The 25,001-nt window shown below is 70.8% G+C and carries 24 protein-coding genes; 5 read left to right on the forward strand and 19 right to left on the reverse strand.

Annotated elements, in window-relative coordinates:
- Nucleotides 1-2: 2 nt before the first annotated feature.
- The gene (locus DFH01_RS08365; protein WP_146217018.1) at nt 3-1,619 is read left to right on the forward strand and encodes a glycosyltransferase family protein; all 1,617 of its coding nucleotides are present in this window, start codon (nt 3-5) and stop codon (nt 1,617-1,619) included.
- On the opposite strand, the gene DFH01_RS08370 is transcribed toward DFH01_RS08365, so the two are convergent.
- From DFH01_RS08370 to DFH01_RS08400, 7 genes are all read right to left on the reverse strand, one after another.
- Nucleotides 1,582-2,379: a YdcF family protein gene (locus tag DFH01_RS08370; protein ID WP_109870009.1), complete on the reverse strand. Its 798-nt coding sequence runs from the start codon at nt 2,377-2,379 to the stop codon at nt 1,582-1,584. The two genes, DFH01_RS08365 and DFH01_RS08370, sit on opposite strands and share 38 nt — an antisense overlap.
- Complete coding sequence (locus DFH01_RS08375; protein WP_109870010.1) at nt 2,379-3,251, reverse strand: glycosyltransferase family 2 protein; 873 nt, start codon at nt 3,249-3,251, stop codon at nt 2,379-2,381. Before DFH01_RS08375 ends, DFH01_RS08370 begins: the two co-directional genes overlap by 1 nt.
- Nucleotides 3,251-4,129 carry a glycosyltransferase family 2 protein gene (locus tag DFH01_RS08380; RefSeq protein WP_109870011.1) on the reverse strand — a complete coding sequence of 293 codons (879 nt, stop codon included), beginning with the start codon at nt 4,127-4,129 and terminating at the stop codon, nt 3,251-3,253. The genes DFH01_RS08375 and DFH01_RS08380 overlap by 1 nt, the downstream gene beginning before the upstream one ends.
- Nucleotides 4,126-5,247 (reverse strand): glycosyltransferase, encoded by a 1,122-nt coding sequence (locus DFH01_RS08385; protein ID WP_109870012.1) that lies wholly within the window; start codon nt 5,245-5,247, stop codon nt 4,126-4,128. The genes DFH01_RS08380 and DFH01_RS08385 overlap by 4 nt, the downstream gene beginning before the upstream one ends.
- On the reverse strand, nt 5,244-6,281 hold the full coding sequence (locus tag DFH01_RS08390) for a glycosyltransferase family 4 protein (protein WP_233256030.1): 1,038 nt from the start codon (nt 6,279-6,281) through the stop codon (nt 5,244-5,246). The genes DFH01_RS08385 and DFH01_RS08390 overlap by 4 nt, the downstream gene beginning before the upstream one ends.
- Complete coding sequence (locus tag DFH01_RS08395; RefSeq protein ID WP_158287671.1) at nt 6,278-7,807, reverse strand: flippase; 1,530 nt, start codon at nt 7,805-7,807, stop codon at nt 6,278-6,280. The genes DFH01_RS08390 and DFH01_RS08395 overlap by 4 nt, the downstream gene beginning before the upstream one ends.
- Before the next feature lie 66 nt (nt 7,808-7,873).
- The gene (locus DFH01_RS08400) at nt 7,874-8,629 is read right to left on the reverse strand and encodes a sugar transferase (RefSeq protein ID WP_109870014.1); all 756 of its coding nucleotides are present in this window, start codon (nt 8,627-8,629) and stop codon (nt 7,874-7,876) included.
- Between the two features lie 272 nt (nt 8,630-8,901).
- Here DFH01_RS08400 and DFH01_RS28115 point away from each other — a divergent pair, with 272 nt between their 5' ends.
- The gene (locus tag DFH01_RS28115; RefSeq protein ID WP_158287672.1) at nt 8,902-9,078 is read left to right on the forward strand and encodes a hypothetical protein; all 177 of its coding nucleotides are present in this window, start codon (nt 8,902-8,904) and stop codon (nt 9,076-9,078) included.
- Nucleotides 9,079-9,173: 95 nt separating this feature from the next.
- On the opposite strand, the gene DFH01_RS08405 is transcribed toward DFH01_RS28115, so the two are convergent.
- The 6 genes from DFH01_RS08405 to DFH01_RS08430 all read right to left on the reverse strand — a co-directional run bounded on the left by DFH01_RS08405 (nt 9,174) and on the right by DFH01_RS08430 (nt 15,619).
- Nucleotides 9,174-9,629 (reverse strand): hypothetical protein, encoded by a 456-nt coding sequence (locus DFH01_RS08405; protein WP_158287673.1) that lies wholly within the window; start codon nt 9,627-9,629, stop codon nt 9,174-9,176.
- A gap of 52 nt (nt 9,630-9,681) precedes the next feature.
- Nucleotides 9,682-11,289, reverse strand: a complete 1,608-nt coding sequence (locus tag DFH01_RS08410) for an ABC transporter ATP-binding protein (protein WP_109870016.1) — start codon at nt 11,287-11,289, stop codon at nt 9,682-9,684.
- Nucleotides 11,286-12,116, reverse strand: coding sequence for an ABC transporter permease (locus DFH01_RS08415; protein WP_109870017.1), 831 nt, complete (start codon nt 12,114-12,116; stop codon nt 11,286-11,288). Before DFH01_RS08415 ends, DFH01_RS08410 begins: the two co-directional genes overlap by 4 nt.
- A complete protein-coding gene (locus tag DFH01_RS08420; protein ID WP_109870018.1) occupies nt 12,116-13,096 on the reverse strand; it encodes an ABC transporter permease in 981 nt (326 codons plus the stop codon). Before DFH01_RS08420 ends, DFH01_RS08415 begins: the two co-directional genes overlap by 1 nt.
- Before the next feature lie 4 nt (nt 13,097-13,100).
- Complete coding sequence (locus tag DFH01_RS08425) at nt 13,101-14,702, reverse strand: ABC transporter substrate-binding protein (RefSeq protein ID WP_109870019.1); 1,602 nt, start codon at nt 14,700-14,702, stop codon at nt 13,101-13,103.
- Nucleotides 14,703-14,773: 71 nt separating this feature from the next.
- Nucleotides 14,774-15,619: a VOC family protein gene (locus DFH01_RS08430; RefSeq protein WP_109870020.1), complete on the reverse strand. Its 846-nt coding sequence runs from the start codon at nt 15,617-15,619 to the stop codon at nt 14,774-14,776.
- A 95-nt stretch (nt 15,620-15,714) separates the two neighbouring features.
- Between DFH01_RS08430 and DFH01_RS08435 the strand changes: the two genes are divergently transcribed.
- A complete protein-coding gene (locus tag DFH01_RS08435) occupies nt 15,715-17,010 on the forward strand; it encodes an NAD(P)/FAD-dependent oxidoreductase (protein WP_109870021.1) in 1,296 nt (431 codons plus the stop codon).
- Nucleotides 17,007-17,504 (forward strand): cupin domain-containing protein, encoded by a 498-nt coding sequence (locus DFH01_RS08440; RefSeq protein WP_233256031.1) that lies wholly within the window; start codon nt 17,007-17,009, stop codon nt 17,502-17,504. Before DFH01_RS08435 ends, DFH01_RS08440 begins: the two co-directional genes overlap by 4 nt.
- 1 nt (nt 17,505) lies before the next feature.
- Here the strand turns inward: DFH01_RS08440 and DFH01_RS08445 are convergent, their stop codons facing one another.
- Genes DFH01_RS08445 through DFH01_RS08465 form a run of 5 tightly spaced genes read right to left on the reverse strand, consistent with a single transcriptional unit; the run spans nt 17,506 to nt 22,986 of the window.
- Nucleotides 17,506-18,474: an ABC transporter ATP-binding protein gene (locus DFH01_RS08445; protein ID WP_109870023.1), complete on the reverse strand. Its 969-nt coding sequence runs from the start codon at nt 18,472-18,474 to the stop codon at nt 17,506-17,508.
- Nucleotides 18,471-19,487: an ABC transporter ATP-binding protein gene (locus DFH01_RS08450; protein ID WP_109870024.1), complete on the reverse strand. Its 1,017-nt coding sequence runs from the start codon at nt 19,485-19,487 to the stop codon at nt 18,471-18,473. The genes DFH01_RS08445 and DFH01_RS08450 overlap by 4 nt, the downstream gene beginning before the upstream one ends.
- Nucleotides 19,477-20,331 (reverse strand): ABC transporter permease, encoded by an 855-nt coding sequence (locus DFH01_RS08455; protein WP_109870025.1) that lies wholly within the window; start codon nt 20,329-20,331, stop codon nt 19,477-19,479. The genes DFH01_RS08450 and DFH01_RS08455 overlap by 11 nt, the downstream gene beginning before the upstream one ends.
- The gene (locus DFH01_RS08460) at nt 20,331-21,335 is read right to left on the reverse strand and encodes an ABC transporter permease (RefSeq protein ID WP_109870026.1); all 1,005 of its coding nucleotides are present in this window, start codon (nt 21,333-21,335) and stop codon (nt 20,331-20,333) included. The genes DFH01_RS08455 and DFH01_RS08460 overlap by 1 nt, the downstream gene beginning before the upstream one ends.
- A gap of 43 nt (nt 21,336-21,378) precedes the next feature.
- Nucleotides 21,379-22,986, reverse strand: coding sequence for an ABC transporter substrate-binding protein (locus tag DFH01_RS08465; protein ID WP_109870027.1), 1,608 nt, complete (start codon nt 22,984-22,986; stop codon nt 21,379-21,381).
- Nucleotides 22,987-23,155: 169 nt separating this feature from the next.
- Here DFH01_RS08465 and DFH01_RS08470 point away from each other — a divergent pair, with 169 nt between their 5' ends.
- A complete protein-coding gene (locus DFH01_RS08470) occupies nt 23,156-23,923 on the forward strand; it encodes an SDR family NAD(P)-dependent oxidoreductase (RefSeq protein WP_158287674.1) in 768 nt (255 codons plus the stop codon).
- Between the two features lie 99 nt (nt 23,924-24,022).
- On the opposite strand, the gene DFH01_RS08475 is transcribed toward DFH01_RS08470, so the two are convergent.
- Nucleotides 24,023-24,955, reverse strand: coding sequence for a ribose-phosphate pyrophosphokinase (locus DFH01_RS08475; RefSeq protein ID WP_109870028.1), 933 nt, complete (start codon nt 24,953-24,955; stop codon nt 24,023-24,025).
- Between the last annotated feature and the right edge of the window lie 46 nt (nt 24,956-25,001).

The following is a 25,001-nucleotide window of genomic DNA, read 5'->3' on the forward strand; positions in this document are numbered from 1 at the left end:
CCATGCCTGAAGCGCCCATGGCCCCCGCCGCGGATCGCACCGCCCTCGCCTGGCCCCGCGACCTCGCGGCGATCCTGCTCATCATCGCGGGGGTGCTGCTGTTCCGCAGCACCTCCTTCGTGCCCGCCGTCGTGGACACCGACGAGGGCCTGTACATGGTCCAGGCGCGTGAATGGCTCCGCGGCGGCTGGCCGCTCGTCGCCGCCTGGGACATGCACCCCGTGGGCGCGCCCGCGCTCTTCGCGCTCGCCTTCCTCGCCTTCGGCGTCTCGGTGGAGTCGGCCCGCCTGCTCGGGGTGATCTGCGTCGCCGCCACCGGCTGTGCGCTGTTCGCCACGGCCCGCGTGGCGGGCGCGCCGCGCCCGGTGGGGGTGGCTGCGGCGCTGCTCTACGCCGCGCAATCGGTGCTTCTGTCGGGGCTGTCGGTCAACACCGAACTGCTGATCGCGCCCTTCATCACCAGCGCGATGGCGATCGGGCTGGCCGGCTTCTCCCGCGGGCTGCGCACCCTCGCGGAGGCCCCCGGCACCGGCGCGATCGTGGCGGCGGGGCTGCTGGTCGGCTGCGCGCTGCTGGTGAAGCAGGTGGTGGTGCCGGAGGGTTGCCTGGTCTTCGCGCTGCTGACCTTCCCCGCGCTGCTGCGCGGTGCGCTGCCCTGGCGGCGCTTCCTTGCCTACGCGGCGCTCTATGCGGTGCTCTGCGCCGCGCCGTTCGTGCTGATGGGGCTGGCCTATTGGGTGCAGGGGTGGCTTGCCGACTACATCGACGGCTCGCTGATGGCGCCCTTTCGGTATTCCATGGAGCGCGCGCCGGCGCAGGAAGCCTGGCGGCGGATCTACTCCGCGCTGCTGCAACTGCCCTTCGCCCTGGCGCTCGGGCTTGTCGCGCTGCTGTTCTGGCGGCCGCGGCAGGTGACGGAGCCGCTCGGGCTGCTGACCTCGGCGGCCTTCCTCTGGTTCATCGTCGCCTCGCTCGCCATCGCCGCGCCGGGCTTCTACTTCACCCACTACTTCCTGCTGTGGCTCCCCCCGCTGTCGCTGCTGGCCGCGATGGGCGCCTGGCGTCTGGGGCATGCGGTGGCGCGGCCGGGACTGGCGCGGCCGGCCTTCGCCGGGCTCGTCGGCGTGGTCGCCGTGGATGCCTGGATGTCGGAGCTCTATGTGCGCGTGGATCGCGGCCCGAGCTGGATCCACCCGGACCCCGATCCGGTGCGCCTGGTTGCGGCCCGCGTGGCCGAGGCGGCGGGGCCCGACGGCGACGCCTTCCTCGCGAATTACCACCCGAGCGTCTATGTGCTGGCGGGCGTGCGCATCGCGACGCGCTTCCCGTTTCCGCCGCATCTGACCGGCAATTTCGAGGACCTGTCCGACACCAGCACGGAGGCCGAACTGGCGCGCGTGCTCGCAGGGCGCCCGCGCGTCATCGTGGTCGACCGGGGCTGGATGAAGAACATCCGCCCGGCGGCCGCGGCCCAGGTGCAGGCTGCGATCGACGCGGATTACGACCTGTTTGCGGAGGTGCAGGAGCGACGCGGGCCGGTGGAGATCTGGCGCCTGCGCGACGCGCCCGCCGCGCCGGCCTCTACGGCGCCGGGAACAGCGCGTCCGTCCGCCCCATGAGCCGATAGGCGACGAGGCCGACCCATTCGCGCAGTGCCCATTCGGCCTGGTTCAGCCGGGTGGGAAAGGGCCATTGCCACCAGAGCGCCGGATCGCGCGCGGTGGTGTAGTTCACCGGCCAGGGCAGCACCTGCCAGCCCGCCTGGCGGAAGCAGCCCATGGAACGCGGCATGTGGCTGGCGGAGGTGACCAGCAGCCAGGTCTCGCCCGGCTTCGGCTCCACCGCGCGGCGCGTCAGCACCGCATTCTCCCACGTGTTGCGGCTCTCATCCTCGAACACCAGGCGCTCCGGCGGCAGGCCGAGATCGGCGAAGAGGCGGCGCGCCGTGTCGGCCTCGGTCGGGCCGCCGGGCACGATCGCGGAGGAGCCCCCGGTGAAGACGATGCGCGCCTCCGGGTAGCGGCGTGCGAGCGCCACGGCTTCCGTCATGCGTTCCGCCGCGCCGTTCAGCGCGGGTATGCCGCGCGCCTCGGTCAGCTGCTGCTCCACCGCGCCGCCGAGCACGACGACGCCGGCCACCTGTTCCGGCGGCGGCGCGGCACGGGCGAAGCGGTCTTCCAGCGGCAGGGTCAGCAGCGCGGAGACGGGCAGGACGAAGACCGCGACATACCAGCCGAGGCCGAGCGCCAGCGGCCAGCGCCCGAAGCGTCGCCCGTGCCAGAGCAGCGCCGCGCCGAGCACGGCGAGGACCAGGGCCAGCGTGTTGGGACGCACGACCGACCAGAACAGCTTGGAGGCAACGAAAAGAAAATCGTCCATCAGAGTTCGAGCACCCGCATGGGATGCATCCGGCCGCGCAGCAGGTCGCCCAGCGCGATCAGGTTGCCTCGCAGCCGGCCCAGGCGGTCCACATGCGGCTCGGGGAAGGGGGCGCGCGCGGCGTTCATTGCCAGGTGCCGCGCGACGGATCGTAGCGCGCGGTTCCAGGGATAGCTGCCCTTGCGCGCGAGGTAGAGGGAATTGGCCACCTGGCTGTAGCCGAGCTTGGTGCCCGGCACGCGCCCCGACTTGGTGCCGAGATGCACGCCGCGCGCTCCGGCCAGCCGCAGGATTGTTCCGTGCGCGCCGAGGCGGCGGGTGAGGTCCAGGTCCTCGTACCAGCCATACAGGGGCAGCGCCTCGTCGAAGCGCAGCGCGTGCGCGCGCATCGGGGCGAGGCGCAGCGCCATGTTGCAGCCATAGCCGTTGAAGTGCGGCGCGACGGCCAGCGGATCGCCCGAGTAGCGATCGTCGCCGAGGATCGCGCGGCCTTCCTCCACCGTGATGCCCGGCCCCTTCGCGCCATCGGCGATGACCGTGCCGGTGGTGACGACGCAATCGGGATGCGCGGCGAGCACACGCTCCGTCACGGCGAGATGGTCGGGCGCGGCGAGGAAGTCGTCGTCCAGGAACAGCACCGCATCGCAATCGCCGATCGCGTCCAGGATCGCGTTGCGCTGCCGCGGCAGGCCGGCGGGCGCCGTGATGAACTCTACGGCAGGAAATCGTGCGGGCAGGCCAGTGATGTCGTTCGCGTCCACATGGCAGACCAGCAGCCGGTCCGGCGCGCGGGTCTGGCGCGCAAGCTCCGCCAGCACCTCCGCCAGGATCGGCGCGCGGCCGCGCGTGGCGATGCCGATGGCGATGCGCATCAGGGCTGCCCCTGGATGGCCGGCCGCACGCGGCCCGCGGAGGCGCTGCGCTGCACGAAGCCCTCCAAGCGGCCGAGCAGCGTCATCGCGTAGTAGGCCGCATCGCGTGGACGCAACTTCAGCAGGCTCACCGCCACGCCGCCCAAGGGACGGATGGCGAAGGGCAGCCAGACCGCGGCCGGCACGCCATGCCGCCGCAGCGCGAAGCCGAGGCCGCGCCCGTACAGCCGCGCGCGCGCCGTCGCCACATCGGTCAGCCGCTTGTCCGGGTGGATGACCCGCAGCGCCGGGTCATAGGCGGCGTAGTGGCCCGCATTGACGGCGCGCAGCACCAGGTCGTTGCCTTCCGCCGATCCGATCGGCGTGCCCGGCCCCATCTCCTCGTCGAAGCCGCCCAGCGCGAGCGCCAGCTTGCGGCGGAGCCAGAGATTGAACTCGATCACGCTGGTCCAGGCGTTCTGCGCCGTGATCGGCCCGGCTTCCGCGCGCCAGCGGCCGGAACCGAGGCCGCCCTCCGGGCTCTCGGCCGGGCCGGTCAGCACCATCAGCGCGGGCTCCGCCGCGAAGGCGGCCGCGACGCGATCCAGCACGCCGCGCGGATAGAGGCAGTCATCGTCCGGGAAGCCCACGATCTCGCCGCGCGCCGCGCGCAGGCCGAGGTTGCGCGCGTGATTGGCGTTGGCCACGGAGGACCGCAGATGCGTGAGCGGCAGGCGCGTGAGATAGGGCGCCAGCACCGAGACCAGGCGGTCATCGCCGTTCTGGTCCACCACGATGACCTCGGCATCGTCCCGGCCCTGCGCCAGCACGCTGTCGAGGAATTCGCCGATCTCCGTGGTGCGGCCCCGCGTGGCCATCACCAGGCTGAAGCGTATCATGGCCCCGGCATCCCGCGCGCCGCACAGGCGGTGCGGATCGCGTGCAGCAGGCGGTCACGGAAAACGTCGTTCGAGAAGCGCTCGGCATTGGCGCGGCAGGCTTCGGGGGCGATGGACAGCGTCTCGAACCGGCGCACCGCATCGGCAATGGAAGCAGCGCTCTGCTCTGGGAACAGCACGCCCGTCTCGCCGTCGCGCACGATGTCGGCAGCGCCGCCGCGGCGGAAGGCGATCAGGGGCGTGCCGCAGGCCTGCGCCTCCACCATGCCGATGCCGAAATCCTCCTCGGCCGGGTAGAGGAAGGCGCGCGCGGATTGCAGCAGCGCGACGAGTTCCGCCTGGGGCACGCGGCCGAGGATGGTGATGTTCGGCGCATCGCCCGCGGCGGCGCGGACCTTGGGCATCTCCGCGCCGTCGCCGGCGATGATCAGCTTGCGGTCGGGCATGGCGCGGAAGGCTTCCGCCACCAGGTCCACGCGCTTGTAGGCGACGAGGCGGGAGGCGATCACATAGGCCTCGCCCTTGCTCGGCCGGTAGGGAAAGCCCTCAACGTCCACCGGCGGATGCACCACGGTGCTCTCCCGCCGCCAGGCCTTGCGGATGCGCTCGGCGATCCAGGCGGAATTGGCCAGGATCACGTCGGGCCGCGCGGAGGAAGCGTGGTCCCACAGCCTGAGCCGCGCCAGCAGAAGCCGCGTCAGCGCGCCCTTGATGCCGCGGTCCAGGCCCGACTGGCGCAGATACTGGTGCTGCAAATCCCAGGCATAGCGCATCGGGCTGTGCACGTAGCTGACATGCAGCGTGGCCGGCCCGGTCAGCGCGCCCTTGGCGACGGCGTGGTTCGACGAGATCACGAGGTCGTAGCCCGAGAGGTCGAACTGCTCGACCGCCAGCGGCATGAGCCCGAGATAGTAGCGGAACCACTTTCGGGCGCGCGGCAGGCGCTGGATGAAGGAGATGGTCGGCACCTTGCCGCGCAGGAAGGCGCGCTCGTCATCCGGCAGGAAGTCGCAGATCGTGAACAGGTCGGCATCGGGGAACAGCGCGAGCATCTGCTCCAGCACGCGCTCCGACCCGGCATAGGTGTCCATCCATTCGTGGACAATCGCGATTCTCATAGCAAGTCCATCAGGCGGCGGGCCGCCGTATCCCAGGAGTAGAGCGCAGCGCGTTCCCGTCCGGCCGCCCGAAGCGAGTCCGCAAGACCGGGCTCGTCGAGCAGGCGCGTGAGCGCGGCCGCCGGCGTTGCCGGACCTTCGGCGTCGAACCACAGCGCTGCATCGCCGCAGACCTCCGGCACCGCGCCGGCACGCGCCGCCAGCACCGGGCAGCCGCACCACATCGCCTCCAGCGGCGGGATGCCGAAGCCTTCGTAGCGGGACGGAAAGACCAGGCAGAGCGCATTCTCGTACAGCGCGCGCAGCTCGCCATCCGTCACGCGGCCGAGCAGCCGCGTGCCCGCCGCATCCGCCGCGCCGCTGAACACGCCGCCCTCCACCGCGCCGGCGACCGCGAGCACCATCCCGCGCGCGGCGAGCAGCGCGGCGGCTTCCTGCAAGGCGCCGAGATTCTTGTGCGCGGCGCGCGTGCCGACCGCCAGCGCGTAGCGGCCCGGTTCCAGCCCGTGCTTCGCCAGCACCGCGGCGTCGGCCGGCTCGCGTAGCACATGCTCGCCGCCTTCCGGCATCACCGCGATGCGGCCGGGGTCCAGCCGCAGCCGCGCCGCCAGCCGCGTGCGAGAAAACTCCGAGACGGTGATCAGCTGTGCACCCAGCCGCGGCAGCGAGAGATGCAGCGTGCGATACCAGGCGCGGAAGGCGAGGGAATAGCTCTCGGGCGTGTCGAAGACGCCCGCGTCGTGGATCACCACGATCCGCTTCCCGCCGCAGCGCAGCGGCGCCGTGTTGCCGAGGCTGATCAGCGTCGCGGGATTGGACGCGGCCGGCAGGTCGAGCTGTTCCCAGCTCTGGCCCGTGCGTGTGCCGACATGCTCCACCGGCACGTCGCCCAGCCGGTCCGGCGCGCCGGGCGGCGCCAGCAGCCGGAAGCGCAGGCCGTTGCGCGCCAGGGCCTGCGTCACCTCCGCGGCGAAACGCTGCACGCCGGTGGTGCGCTGGGTCAGGAAGCGGCCGTTGATCGCGAACTCCGTCACGCCGGCTCGCCCCTCAGCACCGCGCGGATTCGCCAGGGCCGGCGCAGCAGGCCGCGCGCGTCGCGGCGTTCTTCCGCCGTCAGCGCCATCACGCCGGCCACCGCGAAGACGGCCAGCGCCAGCGCGCCGGCAACCGCAAGGGCGGTGGTGCCGTCCAGGGCGAGCAGCGTGACCAGGGCGACCCCGCCCACCGCCAGTGGCAACGCCAGCGCGCGCGCCGCCTCCGCCGCGGCGGGATAGAGCCGTGCACAGAAGAAAAGCCGCCCCGCCGCATCGGTGGCGCAGCGCGCCGCCCAAGCCGCCGCCGCGCCCTCGATCCCGAAGCGCATCAGCAGCAGCACCGACAGCGGCAGGAACACCGCCGCCTGCAGCAACTGCCACTTCGCGTTCACGTCCGGCCGCCCGATCGCATCCAGCAGTGCCCCCGGCGCGAAGGCCGCGCAGGAAAAGAAGATGCCGACCGCGAGGATCTGCAGCACGCGCCCGCCGCCCTCCGCGAAGGCCGGGCCGAGCCAGATCTTCAGCAGCCACGGCCCCGTCGCCACCAGCACCAGGCAGGCTGGCAGCACGGCGGCCAACGTCAGCAGCGCCCCGCGCCGCAGCAGCCCCGCCGTTGCGCTCGCATGCGTCGCATAGGCCGATGCCATCGCCGGCAGCAGCGCCTGCGCCACCGCGACCGGCAGGATCCACATGCGCATCACCAGGTCGAGCGGCGTCGCGTAGAAGGCCACGGCCGAGAGTGTCAGCAGCGCGCCGATCAGGAAGCGGTCCGCATAGAGCAGCGCCTGCGTCAGGATACCGGAGGCACTCATCCACCCGCCCATGCGCAGCAGCGGCGCCAGCACCGTCCAGCGCGGCCGCCGCACGCCGAGCCCCGGCAGGTCGCGCCGCGCCAGCCAGAGATAGCTGACGGTGTTCGCCAGCCGGCAGGCCAGCAGCGCCAGGATCACGCCCACCAGGCTCTGCCAGACCAGCAGCACCAGCGCGGGCCCGACATAGTAGAAGATCGCGACCGGAATGGTGACGAGGTTCGCCTCCCGGAAGCGCTGATGCGCTGCCAGAGCCCCCCACAGCGCTGCATTCACCACCACTAGCGGCGCCGCCAGGCAGAGCAGCCGGAAGGCCGCCACCGCCTCCTGCTGCAGGGCGGGCGGCGTGTTCAGCAGGCGCTCCACGAGGAAGGGGACGAAGGCGAAGGCGGCCATGGCAACGGCGGCGCTCAGCAGCGCGAGGGCCGTGATCGCGGCACCCGCCAGGTCCGCCGCGCCCTCGCGCTCGCCCGCGCCGATCCGCGCCGCCAGGGCCCGCGTCAGCGCCGCGCCCACGCCGAGGTCGAAGACGCCGAAGACGCCGACCAGCGCCAGCGCCAGGGTGAACAGCCCCCAGCGCTCGATGCCCATCTGGTGGACCAGCACCGGGGTGAGCGCCAGGGCGAGGAGCAGCGGCAGCCCGCGCCCCGCGGCATTCCACAGCGTCCCGGAGAGAAGCCGTCCACCGGAGGCGCGTTGCTCGGCCGTCTCGGCCATGACCTGCGCCATCCTCATGCAGCCCGCGGCGACCGCCGCGGGCCGTAAAGCCTCAGCGGCCCTGGATCAATAGGCGCCGCGCCGCGCCAGCACGGCGATCGGCGTGCGCAGCAGGATCTTCACGTCGTTCAGCAGCGACGGGCGGGTGGCATAGGCCACGTCCAGCGCCACGCGCTCGGCATAGCTGGTGTCGTTGCGGCCGCTGACCTGCCACGGGCCGGTGATGCCCGGGCGGACGGTCAGGTAGTGCTGCGCGGCGGCGCCGTAGAAGGCGGCGAGTTCGCCGGCCTGCACCGGGCGGGGCCCGACCAGGCTCATCTCGCCCTTCAGCACGTTGATCAGCTGCGGAAGTTCGTCCAGCGAGGTGGCGCGGAGGAAGCGGCCGACGGCGGTGACCCGCGGATCGTTCTTCAGCTTGCGGGTGGCTTCCCACTCCGCGCGCGCCTCCGCGTCGTTCTCCAGCAGGGCGGCCAGGCGGCGGTCGGCGTCCATCACCATCGAGCGGAACTTCAGGCAGCCGAACATCTGCCCGTCCCGGCCGACGCGCTGATGCGCGTAGAAGGCGCTGCCGCCGTCCCGGCGGACCAGCGCGGCGATCACCAGGAAGGCCGGCAGGGCGAGCAGCAGCAGCAGGCCCGCACCCGCGATATCCATCGCGCGCTTGAGCGCGGGCCGGACGGCCGCGACGAGCCGCTCGGTTGCCTCGCTTCGCGCCGGCCCCTGCGCGGGGACGACCGCGCCGCCGGCAAGCGCCGGCTGCAGCACGGAGCGCTTGCTCTCGGTCTCGGCGGCGAGCGTCTGGAAAGCGTCCAGGCCGGGCATCGCAATCCTCTCGGGCGGGGGCTGCCCGCTCTCTGCACGTCGGGTGCTGCCCGGGGGGATCCTGGTCTCGGCCGGATCGGGGGGCGTCCGGCCGAAGGGGGATCATCCGCGCTTTCCCTTCGCATGGAGAGGTATCGGTGCCCGTCGGCGGGTTTGCGACGCGCTTGCGGCCGGAATGTGGCGCGTGGGTCCCGGCCAGGAAGCCCAGGATTTTACTGACCTGCCTGATGAATTTGCGAGTGTTTCCGCCCCAGTTCTGCCATGATTCGCTCATGGGACGGATTCTCCTGCACCACGACCCCGCGTCGGATCTGCCGGCGGCTTGGCATGCCCGACGCGCCCCGCCGGGCTGTGACCCGGTGGGTCCGGCGCGCGGGATCTTCGGCGCGCTGGTCATCTCCGCGCTGTTGTGGGCCGCGCTCGGGCTGCTGCTACCGCTGGTCTGGTAGCCGGGCCGCGCCCGCCGGCCCGCGGTTCAGGAGGGGCGGGGCGGCGCCTTGCCGGCGGCTTCCGACTCGTCTTCCTCGTCCTCCTCCGCCCGCCATTAGCCGACCGGAAGGGCGATCTCGGGCGTCGGATTCTCGGAGAGGATCGCGGCGGTCTCGGCGTCGAAGGCCGCAATCGTCTCGGGGCCGTCGCCTTCCGCCAGGCCAAGCACCGCCGTGGTTGCGGCCGCGACCCGCGCGGCCAGGGCGGCGCTCCGCTCGTCCCGGCATTCCACCAGCACCTCGGCATCCGTCCCGTCGTTCTGCACCAGTTCGACGAGGAAGAAGGCGGCGCCTTCGCGCCCGCCGCTTTCCCAGATGCCCTCCTCGGTCCGGTGCATCGGCGTGATCGCGATCGAGATCGCAGGAAGCGCGCTGTCCGACATGCGGTGCTCCTCGGCAAGGGTTCTGCGACCCAAGCGCATGAGCGCGGCGTCGGATGCGCACGGGCGGTGACCGGCAACCTCGGCGAGCTGCACGGGCCGCACCCAACCGCTGGTGTCGGTGCCCGGCACGCCGCAGGCGCCACGCCCGGCCGGCATCGCCGGCGCCGCGCCGAACGGGCGGTCAGGCCGCCGGGGCGAAGTCCCGGCCGGGGACGGAAGCGAGCAGCGCCTGGGTATAGGCGTGCTGCGGATCGGTGAAGACGCGGCCGATCGGCCCGTGCTCCACCACCTCGCCCTCCTTCATCACGGCCACGATGTCGCAGACTTGCGCGGCGACGCGCAGGTCATGGGTGATGAAGACGATGGAGAGGTTCAGCCGCTCCCGCAGTTCCGCCAGCAGCCGCAGCACCTGCGCCTGCACCGAGACATCCAGCGCCGAGACCGGCTCGTCCGCGACCAGCACCTCCGGCTCCAGCGCGAGTGCGCGTGCGAGGCCGATGCGCTGGCGCTGTCCGCCGCTGAATTCATGCGGGTAGCGCTCGGTCGCCGCGGGATCGAGGCCGACCAGCGCGAAGAGCTCCTTGGCCCGCGCCATTGCCGCGGCGGGGCTGGCGCCGTGCACGATCGGGCCCTGTGCGACGAGCTCGCCGGCGCGGCGGCGCGGATTGAGAGAGCCGAAGGGGTCCTGGAAGACCATCTGAACGCGCCGCGCCGCCTGGCGCATCTCCCGCCTGCGAAGCGCGAGCAGGTTGGTGCCCTCCAGCCGGATGGCGCCGCCATCTGGCTCGATCAGCCGCACGATGCAGCGGGCGAGGGTGGACTTCCCCGAGCCGGACTCGCCGACGACGCCCAGCGTCGCCCCGCGCGGCAGGTCCAGCGTGACGCCGCGCACGGCGTGCGTGACGCGGGCGCCGCGGCCAAGGAAGCCGCCGGTCCGATACGTCTTCTGCACCGATTCGATGCGCAGGATGGTGTCGTCCGACAGCGGGCGCGGCGGCGGCGCATGCAGCGGCGGCACGGCGGCGACCAGCGCCTTGGTGTAGGGGTGCTGCGGTGCGTGCAGCACCTGCGAAGCCGCGCCCTGCTCCACCACCACACCGTGCTGCATCACCGCGACGCGGTCCGCGATCTCCGCCACCACGCCGAAATCATGCGTAATGAACAGCACCGCCGTGCCTTTGCGCCGCTGCAGGTCACGGATCAGGTGCAGGATCTGCGCCTGGGTGGTCACGTCCAGCGCCGTGGTCGGCTCATCCGCGATCAGCACCTTGGGATCGAGCGCCAGCGCCATCGCGATCATCGCGCGCTGCCGTTGGCCGCCCGAAAGCTCGTGCGGGTAGGCGCGCGCGGCCTGGGCGGGATGGGGGATGCGCACCTCCTCCAGCAGGGCAAGCGTGCGCGCGGCGATCTGCTTCGCCGGCAGGCCGGCGTGGATGCGGAACATCTCGCCGATCTGGTCGCCCACCGTACGCAGCGGGTTCAGCGCCGTCATCGGCTCCTGGAAGACCATCGCGATGCCGGCGCCGCGGATCGCGCGCATGGTGCGTTCGTCGGCGGTGGCGAGGTCCTTGCCCTCGAACCGCACCGCCCCGCCCGAGATCCGCACGCCCGGCGGCAGCAGGCGCATGATGGCGCTGGCCGTCATGGACTTGCCGGAGCCGGACTCGCCGACGACGCAGAGGATCTCGTTGGCGTTGAGATCGAGCGAGACATTCTCGAGCGCATGCGCCCGGTCAGCACCCTTCGGCAGCGCGACCGTCAGCCCCTGCAGCGACAGGACGGCGCTCATCGCTTGCGCAGCCGGGGATTGAGCGCGTCGTTCAGCCCCTGCCCGACCAGCGAGACCGCCAGCACGGTGACGAGGATCGCGACGCCCGGGATGGCGGAGACGTACCACTGCACCCGCAGCACGTCCCGCCCCAGCCCGATCAGGTTGCCCCAGGAGGCGACGTTGGGATCGGACAGCCGCAGGAAGGCCAGGGCGCTTTCCAGCAGGATCGCGACCGCCATGATGACGGAGGCATAGACGATCACCGGCGGCAGCGCGTTGGGCAGGATCTCGCGGAAGATGATGCGGCCATCGCCCATGCCGATGGTGCGGCAGGCCTGGACGAATTCGCGGTTGCGCAGCGTCAGGAACTCGGCCCGCGTGAGGCGCGCCGGCGCCGGCCAGGAGACGGCGCCGATGGCGATCGTGACGGTGACGATGTCCGAGCCGAACACCGCGACGAAGACCAGCAGCAGCAGGAAGTTCGGCAGCGTCTGGAAGGCTTCGGTCACGCGCATCAGCACATCGTCCACCCAGCCGCCGTGATAGCCGGCCAGCGCGCCGATGACGATGCCGAGCGCGATGGCGATGGAGGTGGCGACCACGCCGATCAGCAGCGAGACCCGCGCGCCGTGGAAGATCTGCGCCGCGATGTCGCGCCCGGAATTGTCCGTGCCGAGCAGGAAGCGCGGATTGGCGCCGGGCCAGATCAGCGGCCGCCCGGCGAGGGAGAGCGGATCGCGCGGATAGAACCAGTCGGCGCTCAGCGCCATGCCGATCACGACCAGCAGCAGCACCAGCCCGATCATCGCCGGCGGGCTGCGCAGATAGGCCACGAGGAAACGCATCAGCCGCCCGCCCCGATCCGTGGATCGAGCCGCGCATAGAGCAGGTCCACGATGAAGTTCACCGTGATGACCAGCAGGGCGGACACGAACACGATGCCGAGCAGCGTGTTGAGATCCCGCTGCACCACCGATTCATAGGCCAGCCGTCCGAGGCCGGGCAGGGAGAAGACGCTCTCCACCACCACCGAGCCGCCCAGCATCGTGCCGGCCTGCAGCCCGACCAGGGTCACCATCGGCAGCATGGCGTTCCGCAGCACGTGCTTCACCACCACGCGCGTCTCGTCCAGGCCCTTGGCTCGCGCGGTGCGGACGAAATCGAGGTTCAACACCTCCAGCATGGAGGCACGCATGATGCGCAGGTAGATCGCGAGGAAGATCAGCCCGAGCGTCAGCGTCGGCAGCACCAGATGCGTCGCGATGTCCAGCACGCGGCGCAGGCCCGTGTAGCCCGCGCCGATCTCCTCGAAGCCGCCGGCCGGCAGCCATTCCAGATGCACGGCGAAGAGCACGATCGCCATCAGCCCGAACCAGAAGGAGGGCGTCGCGTAGAATACCAGGCCGAGCGTCGAGATCAGCGTGTCCGGCCAGCCATTGACGCGCCGCGCCGCCAGCACGCCCAGCACCAGGCCGAAGAAGAAGGCGAAGGAGAGGGCGGAGGCCATCAACAGCAGCGTCGCCGGCAGGCGTTCCAGGATCACGGTCGCCACCGGCTTGCCGTAGATCGAGGAGAAGCCGAGATCGAGCCGCACCAGCCGCCACAGGTAATTGCCGAGCTGCGCCGGCACGGAGAGATCCAGGCCGTAGAAGGCACGCAGATCGGCCGCCACCTGCGCATCGCCGCCGCCGCCCATCTGCGCCATCAGCGCATCCACCGTGTCGCCGGGGGCAAGCTGCAGCAGCAGGAAGACGCCGACCAGGATGATCAGCAGCGTGGGCAGGGAGGCGGCGAGCCGCCGCCCTGCCAGCGCGAAGACCCGCATCAGATCAGGAAGCGAGCCACAGATCGTGCCAGGAGGAGGATGCCCAGCGCGGGTTGTTCGCGTAGTTGCGCAGGCGCCTGTTGAAGACCGAGACGAAGATCTGCTCGATCGGCATCCACAGCGGGATCTGGTCGTTCACGCGCCTCACGAAGTCGCCGTAGAGCGCCTTGCGCTTGGCCGGATCGAGCTCGGTCTGCGCGGCGTCGATGATCTGGTCGGTCTGCGCATCGGTCCAGCCCCACTGGTTCGTCCAGGGCGCGCCCTTGGGCTGGCCGGAGCGGTACCAGACGGTGGTGGAGACCGCTGGATCGTTGCGATACTGGTGCCAACCCGTCGCCAGGTCGAAGTTCCAGTCATTGTAGACGGTGCGCAGGAAGCCCGCGGCGTCCAGCCGAACGACCTCCACGCGGATGCCCACTTCCTGCAGCGATTGCTGGATGAAGGTGGACCACAGCGCGATGTCCTCGCCCCAGGGCGCGGGATGCAGCCGCAGGGTGAATCGTACGCCGCCGGCGCCGCGACGGTGCCCCGCCTCGTCCAGAAGCGCATTGGCCCGGCGGCGGTCGAAGGCATATTGCGGCGTGTCCGGCCCCGGATAGTAGTCCGTGGAGACGGACGGGATCGGCCCCGTTCCCTTCTTGGCGAAATCCCCCAGGAAATTCTCGATGAAGAAGGGCACGTCGAGCGCATGCGCGATGGCGCGGCGCACGCGGATATCCGCCAGCACCGGGTTGCGGAAGTTGAACTCCAGCGTGTTGGTGCGTGCGTTGCCCTCGTTGCCCTTCGTGGTCACGTCGAAGCGCGGATCGCGGCCGAGGCGCTGGAAGTCGGCGATGGCAAGTGCCGAGTAGGGGCTGAACAGGATCTGCCCAGCCTCCATCTGCGCCGCGGCGGCCGAGCGGTCTCCCACCACGCGCCAGACGACGCGGTCGAGATAGGGCAGGTTGTTCCGCCAGTAGTTCGGGTTGCGCTCCGCGATGATGAACTGGCCGCGCTCATACTGCACGAACCTGAACGGTCCCGTGCCCATCGGCGCGGTGTTCGCCGGGTTCTGCCGGATGTCGCTGCCTTCGTAGATGTGCCTCGCCGAGACATAGCCGAGATCCGGCATCGCCCGCAGGATCAGGTTCATCGGCATCGGCCGCGCGTAGCGGAACACCGCCGTGTGCGGGTCGGGCGTGTCCACCGCCTCGAGGAACAGCTGCAGCGCGGTGCCATAGTTGAGGATCTTCTTCCACATCTCCATCGCCGTGAACTGCACGTCCGCGGAGGTGAAGGGCTTGCCGTCATGCCAGGTGACGCCTTGGCGGAGCTTGAAGGTGATCGTCTTGCCGTCGGCAGAGCTTTCCCAGCTTTCGGCCAGGCAAGGCGCCGGATTGCCGGCGGCGTCGAGGTCCACCAGCGGCTCCTGGATCTTGCCGCCGACGATGTAGACGCCGGTCGAGGCCTGCAGCGACGGGTTGAGGATGCGCTGCTCGGTGGCGAAGTGCACCGTCATCACCCCGCCGCGGCGAGGCTGCTCCTGCGCGAAGCTCAGTTCCGGAAAGGCCACGCTCGAAGCGAGCGCGGCGGAGGTGGAAAGCATCGCGCGGCGGCTGAGGTTCATCTGTGTCTCCTCTCGGGCCCGGCTGGTGCGGTGCAGCATCCTCGCGGCCATGGGGCCGCGTCAACCTCCCGTCACGCCGGAACGAAGCGCAGCAGCACCCCGGTGGCGCGCGAGGGCGCCGCCGCGACCGTGGCGCCCTTCGCCGTGCCGAGCGCCTTCGCCGCGGCCGCCATGTCCTTCGTGCCGAGCACCAGCGCCGCGCCGCCTTCCTCCGGCAGGCCGTCCAGCGCCACGCCAGGATGCCTTGCGGCGAGCGTGGCGCGGTCCAGGAAGACGAAGTCGCCGCGCGTGCTGCCGGAGGGCACGCGGAAGGCGCCATCCGCTTCCCGCTCCGCCGCGCGGTCGATCAGTTTCGCCAGGTGTGCCGCCGCCGCTTCCGGGTCCTTCGCCAGCACCTCGATCCGCACGATCCGCGTGGCGCCATTGGCGTGCGACTGCAGTTCCGGGATCCAGACATTCTCTCGCGTGAGATGCTGGCAGGCGAAGATGCCGAGGCCCGCGGGCCGCTGGTCGCGTGGCCATTGGAACACGTTGAAGCGCGCTTCCGCTTCGCCGCCGCCGGGCAGCGGCACGGGGCGGCCGAAGGCGACGGGCCCGGTCGCGGCCAGGCCGCGCGCGCGCACCTCCTCGGCCCCGGCCGCGGCGTCCGTTGCGGTGAAGGCGGCGCGGTCCAGGCCCTCCCGGCCCTCGAGGAAGGCGCGCAGCCCGGCATTGTGGTCGGTCGGCACCAGGACGCCCAGCAGCTCCATGTAGTCGTCGCCGAGCATCATCGTGTAGTTGCCGGAGCCCATATGCGCGCTGTGCGTGCCGCGCGGTGACATGGTGAAGCCCAGCGCCTCCCAGCTTTTCGCCGCCGCGTCCAGGTCGCGCACGGCGATGACCACATGGTCCAGCCCGATCACGTTGCGCAGCGCCATCACACTCTCCTCTCGCGGGACCGCGATTGCAGCCCATCGCGACGCGCGCGGCAACGGGCCTTGAGGCGCGGGCTCGCTGCGGCTTTGATGCCGGCATGGACGTCACCTGGCCGCCCTCCCTCTGGGCGCATGTCTCCCCGCCCGGCCCCGACCTGCTCGCGCTGGATGGCGCGCAGGAGGCCGAGGTCGCCGTGATCGGCGCCGGCTTCACCGGCCTCTCCACCGCGCTCCACCTTCGCGAGATGGGCATCCCCGTGACGGTGGTGGAGGCGGCCGAGCCCGGCTGGGGCGCCTCCGGCCGCAACAACGGGCAGGTGATCCCGACGCTCTCGCGCCATGACCCCGCGGCGATCGTCGCGCGCCATGGGGCGGCCGGCGAGCGCTTCGTGCATGTGCTGCGCGACAGCGCGAGCATCCTGTTCGACCTGGTGCGCCGGCACGGCATCGAGGCGGAGGCCGAGCAGGAAGGCTGGGTGCAGCCCGCGCACTCACCCGGCCGGATGAAGGTCGCCGAGCGCCGCGTAAAGGACTGGGCGCGCTTCGGCGCGCCGGTGGAACTGCTCGACAGCGCGGCGATGGAGCGGATGCTCGGCTCATCCGCCTGGTTCGGCGGCTGGTGGAACCGCACCGGCGGGCATGTGAACCCGCTGATGCTCGCGCGCGGCATGGCGCGGGCCGCGCTCGCGGCGGGCGCGACCATCTTCGCGCGCTCGCCAGTCGAGACTGTGGAGCACAAGGACGGGCGCTGGCTGGTGACGACGGCACGCGGCACGCTGCGCGCGCGCGCGCTGGTGCTGGCGACCAACGCCTATACCGGCGAGTTCTCCTCCCGGCTGCAGCCCGATGTCGCGAAGGAGGTCGTGCCGCTGCTGTCCTGGCAGCTTGCGACGCAGCCCATGTCGCACAACGTCGCCGCCACGATCATCCCGGGCCGGCAGGCCATGTCGGACACGCATGGGGAGCTGTATTTCACCCGCTGGGATGCGCGCGGGCGGCTGATCACCGGCGGCAACGTGGCGATCCCGGTGGACCAGGCGCGGCGCCTGCGTCCCTATCTCGCCGCACGCCTGCAGCGCCTCTGGCCGCAGATCGGCGAGGTGACCTTCGAGCATGTCTGGAGCGGCTATGTCGGCATGACCACCGACTTCTTCCCGCATCTGCATCGCATCGGGCCGGACGGCTATGCCTGGGCCGGCTGCAATGGCCGCGCCGTCGCGCTCTCCACCGCGCTGGGGCGCGAATTCGCCCGCGCGGTGAGCGGCGTGCCGGATGACGAGCTCGGCCTGCCCTTCACCGAACCCACGCCCATTCCCTTCCACGGCATCGCGCGGCGCGGCGCGCCGCTGATGCTGCTTCTCTACCGGCGCCGCGATGCGAAGGAGGTGGCATGATGCAGATCCGGGACGGCGTGCGCGTTATCGGGCCGGAGGATGCGCCGAGCTACTGGCAGCCCGTGCCGGCCAACGGCTTCGTCCGCTGCATCCTCAGCGGCAAGGAGCTCGGCACCGGGTTTTCCATGGGCACGCAGACGGTCGCGCCGGGCTGCATGGTGCGCGAGCATACGCATGACCGGCATGAGGAGGTGATCCACCTCACCGCCGGCCACGGCTTCGCGCGCATCGATGGCGAGGACATCCCGATCGCGCCCGGCGCCACCGTCTTCCTGCCGCGCAACCGCAAGCATGGCTTCGTGAACGGGGGGACGGAGCCGATGACCTTCGTGTGGTTCCTCGCACCCGGTGGCCTGGAAGATTTCTTTGCTGCCATTGGTCGGCCGCGCGAAGCGGGTCAGCCGGCGCCCGAGCCATTCCCGCGCCCCGCCGATGTGGCGGAGATCGAGCGCCGCACGGTCTTCGGTTGGGCCGACCAGACGCCGAAGCGCTGACCTACTCCGCGAAGTGACACGCGGCGCGCTGCGCCGGCCAGTCCGCGCGCAGCGCGGGTTCCTGCTCCGCGCAGAGTGGCTGGGCCATCGGGCAACGCGTGCGGAACCGGCAGCCGGAGGGCAGGTTGGTGGGGCTCGGCGGCTCTCCCTCCAGCGCGAAGCTGTCGGTCACGCGCGGCCCGCCGATCTTCGGGATCGCCGCCAGCAGCGACTGAGTGTAGGGGTGGCGCGGCGTCTCGAACACCGCCTGCGTCGCGCCGATCTCCACGATGCGGCCGAGATACATCACCGCCACGCGGTCGCAGATCAGCCGCACCACCGACAGGTCGTGCGAGATGAACAGATAGGTCAGGCCGAAGGCGCGCTGCAGGTCCAGGAACAGGTTCAGGATCGTCGCCTGCACCGAGACGTCGAGCCCCGAGGTCGGCTCGTCCAGGATCACCACCGAAGGCTTCAGCGTCAGGATGCGTGCGAGGCCGACGCGGCGCTGCTGCCCGCCGCTGATCTCGTGCGGATAGAGATCCAGATGCGTCTCCGGCAGGCCGACCGCGCGCAGGATCTCCCGCACGCGCTGCTCGCGCTGCTCCTCCTTCAGCGCCGTGTGCACGATCAGCGGCTCGTGCAGGGAACTGCGGATGGTCCAGCGCGGATCGAGCGAGGCGCCCGGGTCCTGGTAGCAGTATTGCAGGTGCTCGCGGTATTTCCGGCTCTGATGCGGCTTGAGGCCCGCGATGTCGTGGCCCTCGAAGACAACATGCCCGCTCGTCGCTGTGTGGATGCCCATCAGCGTCTTGCCGAGGGTGGACTTGCCGCAGCCGGATTCGCCGACGATGCCGAGGATCTCGCCGCGCGACACCTCCAGCGAGACGTCGTCCACCGCCCTCAGCCAGCCGATGCGCCGCTTCCACACATTGCGGACCGGGAAGTGCTTGCTGAGGCCCTCGACGCGCAGGATCGGCTCGGCGCTCATGCCGCCTGCTCCGCGGCGATCAGCGGATGGTGGCAGCGCACCGTGTGCGCGGGGCCGAGCGCATCGCGCGGCGGGCGCGTGCCGCGGCAGGCCTCGCTCGCGCGCTCGCAGCGCGGGTGGAAGCGGCAGCCCGAGGGCGGGTCGATGAGGCGCGGGATCTCGCCCGCGATGCCGCGGATGCCGTTCTCCGAGGAGGGCAGGCTGTCCAGCAGCTTGCGGGTATAGGGGTGGGATGGCTGCGCGAAGAAGCTCGCCACCGGCGCCTCCTCCACCTCCTGGCCGGCATACATCACGGTGATGCGGTCGCAGATCTCATAGGCCGTGCCGAGGTCATGCGTGGTGAACAGCACCGCCACGCCGCGCTCTCGCGCCAGCTGCTTCAGGATCTTCAGGATCTGCGCCTGCACCGTGACATCCAGCGCGGTGGTCGGCTCGTCCGCGATCACCAGCTTCGGCTCGGGCAGCAGCGCCATGGCGATCATCAGCCGCTGCCGCTGGCCGCCCGAGACCTCATGCGGGTATTTGCGCAGCACCCCTTCGGGATCGGGCAACTGCACCAGGCGCAGCAGGTCCAGCACGCGCGCGCGGTCGGCACGGCTGCGCTCCCGCCGGGACATCTGCGGCGCGCTGCGCAGCAGCGGCGACTTGTAGCGCATCAGGTCGTCGATCTGGGTGCCGATCGTGAAGACCGGGTTGAAGGCGGTGAAGGGATCCTGCGGGATGTAGGCGATCTCCTTCCCGCGCACCTCGCGCGCCAGGCGGTCCTGGTCCATCGCCAGCAGGTCGCGCCCGTCGAAGCGGATGCTGCCGGCCTCGATGCGCGCGCTGTTGCCGGGCAGGATGCCGAGGATGGCGCGGGCGAGCGTGGTCTTGCCGCAGCCGGATTCGCCGACGAGGCCCATGATCTCGCCGCGGCCGATGGTGAGGTCCACGCCGTCCAGCACGCGCGCGAGCCCGGCATCCGACGCGAAGGAGACGCGCAGGTTGCGGACCGCGATCAGCTCACTTTCCATGCCGCGCCGCCCGTCGGAGCCTGGGATCGAGCACGTCGCGCAGCCCGTCGCCGAGCAGGTTGAAGCCCATCACCACCAGGAAGATCGCGAGCCCCGGGAAGGCCGCATACCACCAGGCCATCGGCAGGAACTCCCGCGATTCCGCGATGGTGCGCCCCCATTCCGGCGTCGGCGGCGGCGGGCCGAGGCCGAGGAAGCCGAGCGTCGCCGCCGTCAGGATCGTGCCGCCCATGCCGATGGTCGTGCGCACGATGATGGAGGATGAGATGGAAGGCAGGATGTGCAGCACCATCACGCGGAAGGGCGAGCAGCCCAGCGCGATCGCCGCCTCCACGAAGGGCTCGTTCTTGATGGAGCGCGTCTCGGCATAGACCAGCCGCGCCCAGAACGGCCAATAGGTGGCCGACAGCGCGAGGATGACGTTCTCGATGGAGGGCCCGAGCGTCTGCGCGATGGCAATCGCCAGCACGATCTGCGGCACGGCGAGGAAGATGTCGGAGACGCGCATCAGCAGGTTGCTGCCGAAGCCCTCGTAGTAGCCGGCGATCAGCCCCATCGGCACGCCGATCAGCACCGCCACCGCGATGGCCGTCACCGCGATGGTCAGCGTGATGCGCGCGCCGAAGAGCAGCCGCGAATAGATGTCGCTGCCCATGCGGTCCGTGCCGAGCCAGTTCTCCGGCCCCGGCGGGGAGAGGCGCCGCGCGGTGTGGAATTCCGTCACGTCGCCGGGATGGGTGGACAGCAGGGGCGCCAGGATCGCGGCGGCGATCAGCGCCAGGATCAGGATCAGCCCGACCAGCGCGGCCCGGTCCTCGGCCAGCTTGCGCAGGATCCGCAGCATCAGCGCGTCTCCCGCGGATCGATCATGCCCTGCAGGATGTCCACCAGCAGGTTCACCACGATGAACATCGCCCCCGCGATCAGCGTGAATCCCATCACCGCGTTGTAGTCCGAGCTCAGGATCGAGTTGACGGCGAAGAGGCCGAGCCCCGGCCAGTCGAACACCGCCTCCACCACCACGGCGCCGGCCAGCAGCAGGCCGAAGATCAGGCCGATCTGCGTCACCGTGCCGATCAGCGCGTTGCGCAGCACGTATTTCCACACGACCAGCCGGCGCGGATAGCCCATCGCCGTCTCGTAGAGCACGTAGTTGGACTGCAGCGCGTTCAGCACGCCCGCGCGGGTGAAGCGCACGATGGTGGCGGTGGCCGGCAGCGCCAGCGTTGTCACCGGCAGGATCATGTGGCGCAGCGCGTCCAGCAGGATCTCCGGGTCCTGCCAGATGATGGCGTCGATGGTGTAGAAGCCGGTGATCGGCTCCGGCCCCCAGCCCTCCACCCGGCCATGCAGCGGCGTCACGCCGAGGCGCATGGAGAAGAACAGCTGCAGCAGGATCGCGAACCAGAAGCTGGCGATGGCCAGCCCCGCGATCGTCACCACCCTGAGGCCGTGGTCCAGCCAGGTGTTGCGCCGCAGCGCGCTGACGACGCCGAGGGGGATGCCGATCAGGCTCGCAACGATGATCGCGGCGATGGCGAGTTCGAGCGTCGCCGGCAGCCGGCTCAGCAGGTCCTCGGCCACCGGACGGCCGGTGTAGATGCTGCGCCCCATGTCGCCCTGCGCGATGGAGACGAGATAGTGCCAGAACTGGATGTGCAGCGGCTTGTCCAGCCCGAGCTTCTCGCGGATCGCGGCGATGGTCTCCGGCGTCGCGTTCTCGCCGGCGACGAAGGCCGCCGGGTCAGCCGGGATCACGTGGGAGATGAAGAAGACGATCGCCAGCAGGCCGATGATGGTCGGCACGAACCAGGCAAGGCGCCCGAGGACCAGGACAAGCGTCTTCACGGGGCGGCCTTCCCAGCCGCCCCGTCCGTAGCGTCAGCCATCCTCACGTGATGCGAAGCCAGCGCATCTCCTGCCCGTCGCCGATCGGGCAGAACCGCACGCCCTGGACATTCTTGCGGAACGGCCCGTACCACTTGCCATTGTGCACGCAGAGCGCGGCCGCATCCTCCGCCGCGATGCGGGCCACCTGTTCGTACAGCGGCGCGCGCCGGGCCTGGTCCGGCGTGGCCAGCGCCTGGTCGAGCAGGCGGTCCACCTCCGGGTTCGAATAGTAGCCGTTGTTGCCGTTGCCGCGGCGGTTGGAATGCAGCATCTCGCCGGCCCAGTTGTGCGGATCGGCGTAGTACGTGCTGCGCCACAGGAACAGCATGTCGTACATCTGCGCGGGATCGCGGAACTTGTTCGACACGACGGGGAAGGGCTCGTTCAGCAGCTTGCTCTGCACGCCTGCGCGCGCCAGGCCATTCTGCAGCAGCGCCGCGGCCTGCATCGACTGCTCGTAGCCGATCATGCCGGCCACGGTGATCTCGCGCAGCGGCACCTGCACGCGCTGCAGGTACCACTTCGCCTTGTCGATGTCGTAGGTGTAGCCCGCCACGTCCTTCGGCGCGCCCCACATCGGGTTCGGGATCACCTGCGTGTTCCGGACGACGGAGCCGCCGAGGATGTTGTTGATCCAGCCATCGTAGTCGAAGCAGTGGCTGACCGCCTTGCGGAAGTTGAGGTCGGTGAAGGGCGGGCGCTGGTGATGGAAGGTCGCGTAGAACAGGCGGGTGGATTCCGCCTCCATCACGTTCATGTTCGGATCGGCCTGCAGCCGCGCGATCTGGTCCTGCGGCATGTAGGGGTCGGTGCCCTGAAAGTCGCCGCGGATCAGGCCGAGCACGCGGCTGTTCACCTCCGCGACGTAGCGGAAGTCGATCTCCTCGAGCCCGGCAGGCCCGAGGAAATGCTGGTTGTAGCGCCGCGCCAGGAAGCCGCGGGCCGGATCGAAGCGCTGCAGCACGTAGGAGCCGGACCCCGCATCGTTGCGGGAGAGCCATTCCTGGCCCCAGTCGCCGTTGCGCTCGTTGCGCTTTACCAGCGCGCTGTTGACCACATACAGGTCGTGCAGCGTGGCGATGAAGATCGCCGAGGCCGACTTCAGGTTGAACTCCACCGTGTAGCGGTCCAGTGCCTTGGTGGAGCCGCGATCCATCAGCGGGGTGAACAGCGCGGTCACCGGCTTGCCGATGGAGAGGATGCGCTCCATCGAGTACACGACGTCGTCCGCGGTCAGGTCGCTGCCGTCGTGGAATTTCACGCCCTGGCGCAGCTTGAAGACATAGCGCTTGCCGTCCTCCGAGACGGTGTAGCTCTCCGCCAGCCAGGGCTCGATCTTCGGCGGATTGTCCAGCCAGCGCATCAGCCCGTCATAGAGGTTCAGCCGATAGGCCACGCGGCCGACGTCGAAGGTGGCGTGCGGGTCCATCGTGTCGAAGGCGCTGCCATTGGCGAAGGCGATGCGGCCGCGTCCCTGCGCCTGCGCCTGCGCCTGCGCCTGCGCCAGGCCGGGCAGCCCCGCCGTGCCGATGGCGGCACCCGCGGCGCCGGCGCGCAGCACATCGCGCCGCCGCAGCCCGGCGGTCGCCCTTCCGGATTCCTCGCGCATCTGGTCCGCCTCCTGCGTTCCTGTCCTCCTGCACATGCTGGACACTCGTCGGAAGCGGCGTCAAGCGCCCGGCCGGCGCTGCCGGGCATCGTCGTGGTCGTGGTGCTATTCCGGCCGGCACCGCGCTGCGCCATGCTGCGGCTCCGCACAAGCCGAAGGACAGCGCGCGATGCGATTCGAATCCCGCAAGGTGGTCATCACCGGGGCGGCCGGCGTGTATGGCCGTGCGCTCGCCGCGGCCTTCGCGGCCGAGGGCGCGACGCTGGTGCTGACCGATCGCGATCCCGCCGCGCTGGCTGCCGCCTCGGCTTCGCTTCCCGCCGCGCGCGTGACGCTGCACGCCACCGATCTGCGTGACGACGCGGCGCTCGACCTGCTCGTCGCCGCGGCCAACCAGGGCGAGGCGCCGCACGTGCTGGTCAACAATGCGGGCCTCTATCCCTTCATCCCGCTGATGGATGCGACGCCGGAGGAATACGACCGGATCATGGACGTGAACCTCCGCGCGCCGTTTCGTCTGATGCAGGGGATCGGCCGCGCCATGGCCGCCGCGGGACGCGGCTCCATCGTCAACGTCACCTCCTCGGCGGCGGATGTCATCCGCGGCAACGGCGTGCCCTACGGCGCCTCGAAATGCGCGCTGGAATACCTGACCCGCGCCTTCGCCATCGAACTCGGGCCCAACGGCGTCCGGGTGAACTCCGCGCGTCCCGGCTTCGCGGAGGGCAGCGCGGAAGTGCGGATGCCCGAGGGCTATGCCACCGCCATCCGCGCCCGCGCGCTCCTGCCGCATCCGAACCGGCCGGAGGATTTCTGCGCCGCGGTGATGTTCCTGTGTTCCGACGAGGCGGCCTTCATCACCGGCTCGGTCATGGATGCCGGCGGCGGCGGCCACATCAACCGCCGCGATGGCGCCTCCACGCGCGCGCGGAGCTGAGCCAACTTGAAGCGTCGCGGCCCGCGCAGCGGGCCGAGGCGCCTACGGGCGCCCGCCGCAAGCCAAGGCCGCGGAGCGGCCGCCCGGCGCTGGAGGGCATCAACTAAACAGATCGCTGACGCTGCTCTCTTCGCTGATCCGCTTCATCGCCTCTGCGATCAGTGGCGCGATGGTCAGCTGCTTGATGTTGCGGCTGACGCGCACCGCCTCGGTGGCCAGGATGCTGTCCGTCACCACCATGGTCTCGATCGGCGCGGCGCCGACGCGCGCCACCGCGCCGCCCGAGAAGACGCCATGCGTGACATAGACGCTGGCGCTCTTCGCACCCTGCTTCAGCAGCGCCTCCGCGGCGTTGCAGAGCGTGCCGCCGGAATCGACGATGTCGTCCACCAGGATGCAGTGCCGGCCCTCGACCTCGCCGATCACGTTCATCACCTCGGAGACGCCGGCGCGCGGGCGGCGCTTGTCGATGATGGCGAGGTCGGCGCCGATGCGTGCCGCGATCGCGCGCGCGCGCACCACGCCGCCGACATCGGGGCTGACCACGATGGTCTCGCGGCCGGCGAAGCGCTCCTGGATGTCGCGCGCGAAGAGTGGTGCCGCGAAGAGGTTGTCCACCGGGATGTCGAAGAAGCCCTGGATCTGCCCGGCATGCAGGTCCATCGTCAGCACGCGGTGCGCGCCCGCTTCCACGATCAGGTTCGCCACCAGCTTGGCGCTGATCGGCGTGCGGCTGCCGGACTTACGATCCTGCCGCGCATAGCCGAAATAGGGGATCACCGCCGTGATGCGCCGCGCGCTGGCGCGCCGCAGCGCGTCCAGCATGATCAGCAGCTCCATCAGGTTGTCGTTCGCCGGGTAGCTGGTGGACTGGACGACGAAGACGTCCTCGCCGCGGACGTTCTCGTGGATCTCGACGAAGATCTCCATGTCGGCGAAGCGCCGCACGGAGGCTTGCGTCAGCGGCATGCCGAGCGCCGCGGCCACCGCCTCGGCAAGAGGACGGTTGCTGTTGCAGGCGATGATCTTCATGCAGCGAGGCCCCGGGGAGGTGTCGAGCCGCCGCACGGAGGGCCGT

The sequence above is a fragment of the Falsiroseomonas bella genome (assembly GCF_003173615.1).
GTDB classification, from domain to species: Bacteria; Pseudomonadota; Alphaproteobacteria; order Acetobacterales; family Acetobacteraceae; genus Falsiroseomonas; species Falsiroseomonas bella.